Genomic DNA, 9,383 nt, shown 5'->3' on the forward strand with positions numbered 1-9,383 from the left:
ACTGCCGGTGTGGGCGAAGCCTGGGGGAAACTCCGGCGCCTGGGGACGGCGATTCTTTGCCCACAGCTCTTCCCCAGATCATGGTGCGTTCATCCACGGACATCCGGGGGTTATCCACGAGGTTTCCACAGGTTGTCCACGGGGTAAATCGGACCCTCCTGGAGCCCCAGATCGACTGTTCACAGGCCGTCCACACGTTATCCACGAGTCATCCCCAGTTCTCCCCAGGATGTCCCCACCGTTGTCCCCAGCCCTTGTGGGCGGATTTTTCCGGCCATTGCCCGGCATAAGGCCGAACCCTTTCGGCGTTTCCGCTGGTCCACAGTGTTTTCCACAGGCTGTGCATGACTATCAGGACCCGCGCTGTGTCTGCTTGATCCGCATTGTCAGCTCGTTGACCTGGTTGTACATCGACCGGCGCTCGGCGATGAGCGATCGGATCTTGCGCTCGGCGTGCATGACGGTGGTGTGGTCGCGGCCGCCGAACTGCTGGCCGATCTTCGGCAGCGACAGCTCGGTCAGCTCCCGCGCCAGATACATGGCGATCTGCCGGGCGTTGACGAGCGCCCGGCTGCGCGAGGTGCCGCACAGGTCGTCGATGCTGATGCCGAAGTAGTTGGCGGTCTCGCTCATGATCGCGGCGATCGTGATCTCGGTGTCCGACTCCGAGGTGATCAGGTCCTTCAGCACGACTTCGGCGAGCTGCAGGTCGACGCCCTGCCGGTTGAGGCTGGCGAACGCGGTCACCCTGATCAGGGCGCCCTCCAGCTCGCGGATGTTGGTGGAGATGCGGCTGGCGATGTACTCCAGCACCTCGGGCGGCGCCGCCAGGCCCTCCTGTATGGCCTTCTTCCTGAGGATCGCGATCCGGGTCTCCAGCTCGGGCGGCTGGACGTCGGTGATCAGGCCCCACTCGAACCGGTTGCGCAGCCGGTCCTCCAGCGTGATCAGCTGCTTGGGAGCGCGGTCGCTGGAGATGACGATCTGCTTGTTGGCGTTGTGCAGCGTGTTGAAGGTGTGGAAGAACTCCTCCTGCGTCTGCTCCTTGCCCTCCAGGAACTGGATGTCGTCCACCAGCAGGATGTCGATCGCCCGGTAGCGGCCGCGGAACCCGTCGGCCTTGTGGTCGCGAATGCTGTTGATGAAGTCGTTGGTGAACTCTTCGGAGCTCACGTATCTGACCCGCGCGCCGTCGTAGAGGCTCTGGGCGTAGTGCCCGATCGCGTGCAGCAGGTGCGTCTTCCCCAGCCCGGAGTCACCGTAAATGAAGAGGGGGTTGTACGCCTTCGCCGGCGACTCGGCCACGGCCACGGCCGCCGCGTGGGCGAATCTGTTGCTGGCTCCGATGACGAATGTCTCGAATGTGTACTTTTGATTGAGCCTGGCCGGTTCGCTGGGCTTGTTACTCTTCGCCTCCCACCGGTTCGGCGCCGGTTCCGGCGCTTTCTCCACAGGTGGTGTGTACGGCTGTGCCTGTTCAAAAGAGAAGCCCGGCTGTGGATATTCGGTGGATATCCGGTCCGGCTCCGGCTGTGGAGAATAGAACTGCGGTGGCTCCGAAGCCTGCTGGTGCTGCGGTTGCAGCGGCTGTGAGTAACGCGGGTGACTCTCCACACCCTGGGGATAACTCTGAGCCACAGACTGTTGATGACCATCGATGGACGGCTGCTCGGGCGCCGTCGTGTCGATCATCACGGCCAGCCGCATGGTCCGGCCGAGCTCCTGGGACAGCGCGTGCGCGACGAGCGGGCGCAGCTTGCCCTCGATGAGGTCTTTGAGGAAGTCGTTGGGGACGCCGAGCACGATCGTGTCGTTGGCCAGGGCGATCGGACGCACCATCGACAGCCAGGTGCGCTGCTGGATCGGCACGTTCTCATTGAGGAAGTTGCCCAGAGCCCTCGCCCATACCGTGCCGAGGTCGACACTGTTCACAGTGCGGTTCCCCCTCCTCCCTCTCGCGGCCCCCCGCGATCGTTTATCCACATGGAGCGGTCGCCCGGTCGTTCGGCGGCTCCTTCGTCCACAGCGTGGCGGCCGGGCTTCGTACCCAGGCCCTCCACAGGATCTCCACAAGTTGTGCACAGTGTTTCGGCGGGTCCGGAAGGGCCGACAGTAGCCATGTGCACAGCTGTGTTCAAGACGTTGTCCACAGCCTAGTGGCACCGGGGTGCACATACTGTGGACGCCGCTGGGCCCGTGGAAAACCCGCCTGTGGATTGGTGGATAACCCGTCCAGTTTGACCTGGGGCGTGCTTGCCCCGTAACGTACGACGGTCGGCTTGTCACGCGACGGCTATTTCGCGTGCCCTCGCTTCCCTGACATGCCATTCATGTGTGTTTACGCGCCCTCGGGCGCACCATCAAGCCTGGAGCCCACCCGTGAGCAAGCGTACTTTCCAGCCGAACAACCGTCGCCGCGCAAAGACCCACGGCTTCCGGCTGCGGATGCGCACCCGGGCCGGTCGCGCCATCCTCGCCGCTCGCCGCCGCAAGGGCCGCGAGAAGCTGTCGGCCTGATCGTCCCGCGCCCGATGACTGGCCCGCCGGCGTATCTCGCCGGCGGGCGTTAGGCGTATACGGTGCTGTCCCGACAATCCCGCATGCGACGCGGGGATGATTTCGAGGCGGCGGTCCGGCGCGGCAAGCGCGCAGGCCGCCCCACCCTGGTGGTGCATCTCGGCACTTCCGGGGAAGAGCCACCTCTGGTGGGTTTCGTGGTGAGCAAGGCTGTAGGTGGCGCTGTTACCCGGAACAAGGTCAAGCGACGGCTCCGACACCTGATGCGGGACCGTCTGGACCGGCTGCCGCGAGGTAGCCTGCTTGTGGTACGCGCCAACCCACCGGCCGCGTCCGCGCGATTCGAGCACCTGGCCGCCGAGCTCGATTCCGCGCTGGATCGTTTGCTCAGGCGGCGCGAGTCCTCGACGGGTGGACACAGATGACGGAGCAGGCGCAAGAGGTGCCGAGCCTCGCCGCTCGGGTGTTGATCATCCCGATCCGGTTCTATCGGGCGTTCATCAGCCCGATGCTCGGTCCGCGCTGCCGTTTTTACCCGTCGTGCAGTGCATACGGACTCGAGGCGATTGCCGTGCACGGAGCTTTGCGCGGCACATGGCTGACTGTCCGGCGCATCGGGCGGTGCCACCCATTCCATCCCGGAGGTTTAGACCCGGTGCCCCCACGCCCGGTCCGGTCCCACGAAACGCAAGGGAGATAGCTCGGTGGAGCTGTCCTGGCTGAGCTGGCTGTATGAAGCCGTAGCCCAAGTCATCATCTGGATCCACACTGCGTACAGCACGGTCCTCAACCCGGACGGCGGGCTGACCTGGGCGCTGACGATCATCACGCTGACCGTGTTCATGCGGGTCCTGATCTTCCCGCTCTTCCTGAAGCAGATGCGCTCATCGCGGAAGATGCAGGAGCTCGCCCCCAAGGTGGCGGAGATCCGCAAACGCTACAAGAACGACAAGCAGCGCATGAACCAGGAGGTCATGGCGCTCTACCAGGGCGCGGGGGCCAACCCGCTCGGTGGCTGCCTGCCCATCGTGGCGCAGTTCCCGATCTTCATCTCCATGTTCACCGTGCTGCAGGCGATGGCCAACGGCCGTCCGGTGTACGGCATGAGCAAGGAACTGGTCGAGAGCGCCCGGTCCGCGCACATCTTCGGCGCGCCGCTGCCCGCCAACTTCTTCATGTCCTCGGCGGACATCGCGAGCTTCGACGCGGGCGTCGTACAGACCAAGATTGTCCTGGGCATTTTCGTCGCGGTCAGCTCGCTGACGACGTTCCTGACCGTCCGGCAGAGCGTCACCCGCTCCATGGCGCAGATGCCGGACAACCCCATGGCGCAGCAGCAGAAGATCCTGATGTACATCTCGCCGCTGTTCGCGTTCTTCAGCCTGAACTTCCCGCTCGGTCTGATCATGTACTGGGTCACCACCAACGTGTGGACGCTCGGCCAGCAGCACTGGTTCTACAGCCGGAACCCGATGCCCGAGTTCGACGCCAAGGGCAACGTGGTCCCCGTGCAGCCCAAGCAGGGGCTGCTCAGCAAGTTCCGCAAGACCACGCCGGAAGAGCAGGCGCCTCCGCCCCCGCCGGAGCCTAAGATCATCAGGCAGCAGCCGAGCCGCCAGCCCCGCAGCAAGCGCACCGGCAGCAAGAAGTCTTGAACACGAAGGAGAGGCCGGCCATGACCGAGGCCGAGCAGGAGAAGGCTCCTGATCTCACCACGCTCGAGCAGCTCGAGCAGGAGGGTGAGATCGCTGCCGACTATGTCGAGGGCCTTCTCGACATCGCCGACATCGATGGCGACATCGACATGGACGTCGAGGGCGACCGCGCCATGGTCTCCGTCGTGGGGCTCAAGGGCACGGAGCTGGTGGGGCCCGGGGGAGAGGTCCTGGAGGCGCTGCAGGAGCTGACCCGGCTGGCCGTGCACCGGCAGACGGGGGAGCGGTCGCGGCTGATGCTCGACGTGGCCGGCTACCGCGAGCGCCGTCGCGCGGAGCTGACCAAGCTTGGCACGGAGGTGGCCAACCAGGTCAGGGAGCGTGGCGAGCCGAAGTCGCTGCATCCCATGACGCCCTTCGAGCGCAAGATCGTTCACGACGCGGTGGCGGCCGCCGGGCTCCGCAGCGAGTCCGAGGGCGAGGAGCCCCAGCGGTACGTGGTGGTTCTGCCCGCCTGAGCCTGTGACACGTCCGGCTCGTCGTCCGATGCGGCCGTCTGCCCGCCTGAGCGCGCGGTAGGCGGTCGTTTTCGTATTTTGTCCTCCTACGTGCTCCGTACGGTTTATATGTGCTCTTAGATCCCTATAAGGCTCTACTGGTGCCTGATGAGCCCAGCCACGATGGTGGCGTGCACGAAGGTCGCCTTGAGCACGCCCGCTAGTCTTCCCTTGTGATCGCCCATCTAGCGTCTTCGGTTCTCTGTGTTTACCTAAGTAAACCGGACACCGGCGTAGCCTCGTCGCACGCCGACCGAGGTCGGGCAGCGAGCCAGTGGAAGCCGAAGCCGCGTCCGTCCGGCAAGCCGGGCAGACCGTGGCCGAGAACCGCGTTGTCGGGGCCTGACTCCGCACTCCTGGACGGAGTGTGGCTCTTGGGCCACCGCCCCGCGGGACGCTGTCCCACGGGGCGGACACCAACGGGGGGACCGGGCGCCAGTCAGACACCCGGCTGCGACAGAATGTTGTCTCACGATTACCATCCGTCGCAGCCTATTGGCCGGAGAAATCCAACAACAGTTCTACCGGTAACCACCAGCTCGCATAGCGAGCGCCAGCAACAGTTCATACCCTTGGATAGGGACTGTTTCCTTTGAGGGTTCACGCCCGGCTACGACATGAGCACCAAGAGAGGGCCACCAACCAGTGAGCGATGAGCTTCCGGCGCCGCCGGACATAGCGCGGGACGTCTTCGCCGGGGAGGCCTGGGATCGCGCCAATGCGTTCGCCCGGCTGCTGGCGGGACCCGGCGTCGTCCGCGGGCTGCTGGGTCCGCGTGAGGTGCCGCGGATCTGGGACCGCCACCTGCTCAACTGCGCGGTGGTCGCCGAGGTCGTGCCGCCGGACGTGCGCCTGGTGGACATCGGCTCGGGTGCCGGGCTGCCGGGGCTCGTGCTGGCGATCGTACGCCAGGACATCGCGGTGACTCTTCTGGAGCCGTTGCTTCGCCGTACCGTGTTCCTAGAGGAGTGCGTCGACGCGCTCAAGCTGGACAACGTCGAAGTGTTGCGCGGGCGGGCGGAGGAGCTGGCGGGCAAGCGCGAGTTCGACGTTGCCAGCGCCCGCGCTGTGGCGCCGCTCGACCGGCTCCTGACCTGGGCGATGCCGCTGCTCCGTGAGGGCGGCGAGCTGATCGCCATGAAGGGGGAACGGGCCGCCGGTGAGCTGGCCGAGGCCGAGGAGCAATTGCGGGCCAGCGGAGCCCGAACGGCCGAGCTTGTGACCGTCGGGCACGGTAAGGTCGAGCCGCCTGCAACATTGGTTCGGGTGGTAGCGGGTCGCGCGCCGGAGCGAGTCAGGCGGCGACAAAGGAGGTGACGGTTGTGCCAGTCGCGTCATGCGGTCTTGGATGGCCGGGCAACCCTCCGTCCGAGAGTCCAACCGGGATTGGCTGGCCCGAAATGGGCGTGTCGCGACAGCAAATTCCCGGCACTGGCACACCACTGGTTGAAAGGATGGCCATCGTGACCCAGACTCCCCTGAACCCCGGTGATTCACCGTTGGTACGAGAGGCGCTCAGCTCAGTGGTTTCACGTGAAACATCCGCAACCCAGACGGCCGCCCAACCCGGCGAGGCCCCCGGCGACGGCAACGGCGACGGCACCTGGCCCCGCCCGGCCAAGTGCCGGGTGATCGCGGTGGCGAACCAGAAGGGCGGCGTCGGCAAGACCACCACGTCGGTGAACATCGCCGCCGCCCTGTCCATGCACGGCCAGCGCGTGCTCGTGGTGGACCTGGACCCGCAGGGGAACGCCTCCACGGCTCTGACGACCGAGCACCACGTCGGCGTCCGGGACGTCTACCAGGTCCTGGTCGACGACCTGCCCATGGCAGACATCGTCAAGCAGGTTCCGGAAATGCCGAACCTCTACTGCGCGCCGGCCACCATCGACCTGGCGGGTGCGGAGATCGAGCTGGTGTCGTTGGTGGCGAGGGAGACCCGCCTCCGTCGCGGGCTGGCGGCGTACAAGGCGATCGAATTCGACTACATCATCATCGACTGCCCGCCGTCCCTCGGCCTCCTGACGGTCAACGCCTTGGTGGCCGCGGACGAGGTCATGATCCCCATCCAGTGTGAGTACTACGCGTTGGAGGGCGTCACCCAGCTCATCAGGAACGTGGACCTCGTCAAGGCCCACCTGAACCCGACGCTGCGGCTCTCGACCATCGTCCTGACGATGTACGACGGGCGTACGCGGCTGGCGTCGCAGGTGGCGGACGAGGTTCGCGCGCACTTTGGCGACACGGTGCTGAACACGGTCATCCCTAGAAGCGTCCGTCTGTCGGAGGCGCCCAGCTATGGGCAGTCGGTCATGACGTACGATCCGGGGTCGAGCGGTGCCATGGCCTATATGGACGCTGCCCGCGAGATAGCCCATCGCGCCAAAGTGGCCTGACTCCGAGTAGGGGCCGCTTCCGCTGTTGACCCGGTGGCGGAGGCGTGAGGCGTACTCGTACGTTCCTGTTGACCACGTTCAGACCCGGGTCCATTTGGCTGTGCGGTCGGCACGGAAGCGCTTCATGTTGCACCCCGATCCGTTACGAGAACCGGCGGCCACCTGCGACCACCTGCGACCACCCGCGACCACCGGCGCCTCCAGCCGCCAGCGTCGACCGCCACACGGGCACGGGGGCTACACACGGGCACAGGGCCACACGAGCACGAGGCCACACGAGCACGAGGCCACACGAGCACGAGGCCACACGAGCACGAGGCCACACGAGCACGAGGCCACACACACGAGCATCGGCCACCACCCATGCCCCGCCACCCGCCACCACCGCCCGCGGCCACCGGCACCACCACTCTGGGCTCCGACCGCCATCCACAAGCGGCGACTATCCCATCCCCAGCGACGGCCGCCATCCACAAGCTGCCGACCATCATCGGCCACCATCATCGACCAGCAGCCGACCACCCGATATCGCTGTCGGCCGCCATTCACCAACCGCGGCCGCCATCCATGGCCGCCGGGCGCTATCGAATCTCTCCACTGTCGGGATCGGGCCGGTCTGGTGTGCCGTTCGCGCGATGCACCGAACCCTGCGCTGATGCCCTCGGTGTCCGGGTGGAGGTGTGTCGTTCCCGTCCGACTGACGGCGATGCAAGCCGCGTGCCGTGCGCGCCTGAAGCCGCCCGCGCTAGCCAAGGAGCGCCACAGAAGCGAGTCGTGGGGTTGGGCACGCACTGGGAAAAGCGGCGATGGGTCGGCTGGGATAGGCCGGTGGAGAGTCCACATGCCGAGGACGGTCACGAGTTGGGCAGATTTGTGACCGTGTCGGTGTAAATCCAACAGGACGGTGTGTGGCGAGAGGGCGCCCCGCCGGGCCCGCGACGGTAACCTCTCCTGGAGTGACCGGAATCGGCCGGGTGGATGAGGAGACGTAGTGAGTCAGCAGCGGCGGGGATTGGGCAAGGGGCTCGGGGCGCTCATCCCGACCGGTCCCATCGTTGACGGCACGGGGGCGGTTGCGGCCCCGGCCAACGGATCGACGGGGGAGACCGGCCCGAAGCCGATTGCCGGAGCGTACTTCAAGGAGGTCGCCCTCAAAGCGATCGTCCCGAACCCGCGCCAGCCACGTGAGATCTTTGACGAGGAGCGGCTCGAGGAACTGGCCGCATCCATCCGTGAGGTCGGCCTGCTGCAACCCATCGTGGTCCGGCCGGTTGGCGGTGGGCAGTATGAGCTGGTCATGGGGGAGCGGCGCTGGCGCGCGTGTCAGCAGGCCGGGCTCGATCCGGTTCCCGCGATCGTCCGCAACACGCAGGACACGGATCTCCTCCGGGACGCGCTCATCGAGAACCTTCAGCGCGAGCAACTGAACGCCCTCGAAGAGGCTGCCGCGTACCAGCAACTCCTCGACGACTTCCAGGCGACTCACGAGCAGCTCGCTCAGAGGGTGGGGCGGTCCCGGTCTCACATCACCAACACCCTCCGCCTCCTGAACCTCCCGCCCGAAGTCCAGCGCACGGTGGCCGCCGGTGTCATCAGCGCCGGGCACGCCCGAGCCCTCCTTGGCCTCGACTCCGCCGAGGAGCAGATACAGCTCGCCAAGCGAATCGTGGCTGAGCTCCTCTCGGTCCGGGCCGTGGAGGAGATCGTCGCCATGGGGAGCGCCAAGGCCGCCAAGAACGCGCCGCGGGAGCGCCAGCCGGCCAAGCCGACGGCACCCGGCCTGATCCACCTCGCCGACCGTCTCTCGGACCACTTCGAAACCAAGGTGAAAGTCGACCTGGGCCGCCGTAAGGGCCGGATCGTCGTAGAGTTCGCCACCATCGACGACCTTGAGCGCATCATCGGCACCATGGCGCCGGAGGCGGTCCGCGCCATGCGGGAGACGGAGGACTGACGGCGTTTCACGGTTTCACGTGAAACAACCGCCTCTCGCATCCACCTCCACTCCCGCCTCCATCTCCCTGACGCGTCCTGATCCCTGCGCTTCCAACTGCGGGGTCAGCGACAGATGACGTCCGCTATGCGGCAGCGGATCCATTAGCACTCGGCGACCGGCTGGCATCGCCAGCCCACCGGCCCGCCACGACCGGCCCGCCACGACCGGCCCGCCACGACCGGCCCGCCACGACCGGCCCGCCACGACCGGCCCGCCACGACCGGCCCGCCACGACCGGCCCGCCACGACCGGCCCGCCACGA

Annotated in this window: 9 protein-coding genes; 8 read left to right on the forward strand and 1 reads right to left on the reverse strand. The window is 66.5% G+C overall.

Features of this window, described 5'->3' with window-relative positions; genetic code table 11:
- Window positions 1-351 precede the first annotated feature (351 nt).
- A complete protein-coding gene (gene dnaA / locus EJK15_RS43675; RefSeq protein ID WP_420847137.1) occupies window positions 352-1,893 on the reverse strand; it encodes a chromosomal replication initiator protein DnaA in 1,542 nt (513 codons plus the stop codon).
- A 486-nt stretch (window positions 1,894-2,379) separates the two neighbouring features.
- Here dnaA and rpmH point away from each other — a divergent pair, with 486 nt between their 5' ends.
- From rpmH to EJK15_RS43715, 8 genes are all read left to right on the forward strand, one after another.
- On the forward strand, window positions 2,380-2,517 hold the full coding sequence (rpmH, locus tag EJK15_RS43680; protein ID WP_043614899.1) for a 50S ribosomal protein L34: 138 nt from the start codon (window positions 2,380-2,382) through the stop codon (window positions 2,515-2,517).
- Between the two features lie 83 nt (window positions 2,518-2,600).
- Window positions 2,601-2,942, forward strand: a complete 342-nt coding sequence (gene rnpA / locus EJK15_RS43685; RefSeq protein WP_420847136.1) for a ribonuclease P protein component — start codon at window positions 2,601-2,603, stop codon at window positions 2,940-2,942.
- A complete protein-coding gene (gene yidD / locus EJK15_RS43690) occupies window positions 2,939-3,217 on the forward strand; it encodes a membrane protein insertion efficiency factor YidD (RefSeq protein ID WP_138716355.1) in 279 nt (92 codons plus the stop codon). The genes rnpA and yidD overlap by 4 nt, the downstream gene beginning before the upstream one ends.
- A gap of 4 nt (window positions 3,218-3,221) precedes the next feature.
- On the forward strand, window positions 3,222-4,172 hold the full coding sequence (gene yidC, locus EJK15_RS43695) for a membrane protein insertase YidC (RefSeq protein WP_138716356.1): 951 nt from the start codon (window positions 3,222-3,224) through the stop codon (window positions 4,170-4,172).
- A 20-nt stretch (window positions 4,173-4,192) separates the two neighbouring features.
- The gene (locus tag EJK15_RS43700; RefSeq protein ID WP_138716357.1) at window positions 4,193-4,690 is read left to right on the forward strand and encodes a Jag family protein; all 498 of its coding nucleotides are present in this window, start codon (window positions 4,193-4,195) and stop codon (window positions 4,688-4,690) included.
- A 684-nt stretch (window positions 4,691-5,374) separates the two neighbouring features.
- On the forward strand, window positions 5,375-6,046 hold the full coding sequence (rsmG, locus tag EJK15_RS43705; protein WP_138716358.1) for a 16S rRNA (guanine(527)-N(7))-methyltransferase RsmG: 672 nt from the start codon (window positions 5,375-5,377) through the stop codon (window positions 6,044-6,046).
- Window positions 6,047-6,192: 146 nt separating this feature from the next.
- A complete protein-coding gene (locus tag EJK15_RS43710; protein ID WP_276615491.1) occupies window positions 6,193-7,125 on the forward strand; it encodes a ParA family protein in 933 nt (310 codons plus the stop codon).
- A gap of 991 nt (window positions 7,126-8,116) precedes the next feature.
- Window positions 8,117-9,079, forward strand: a complete 963-nt coding sequence (locus EJK15_RS43715; RefSeq protein WP_138716359.1) for a ParB/RepB/Spo0J family partition protein — start codon at window positions 8,117-8,119, stop codon at window positions 9,077-9,079.
- The last annotated feature ends 304 nt before the right edge of the window (window positions 9,080-9,383 follow it).

This window comes from Nonomuraea basaltis, assembly GCF_005893125.1.
GTDB classification, from domain to species: Bacteria; Actinomycetota; Actinomycetes; order Streptosporangiales; family Streptosporangiaceae; genus Nonomuraea; species Nonomuraea basaltis.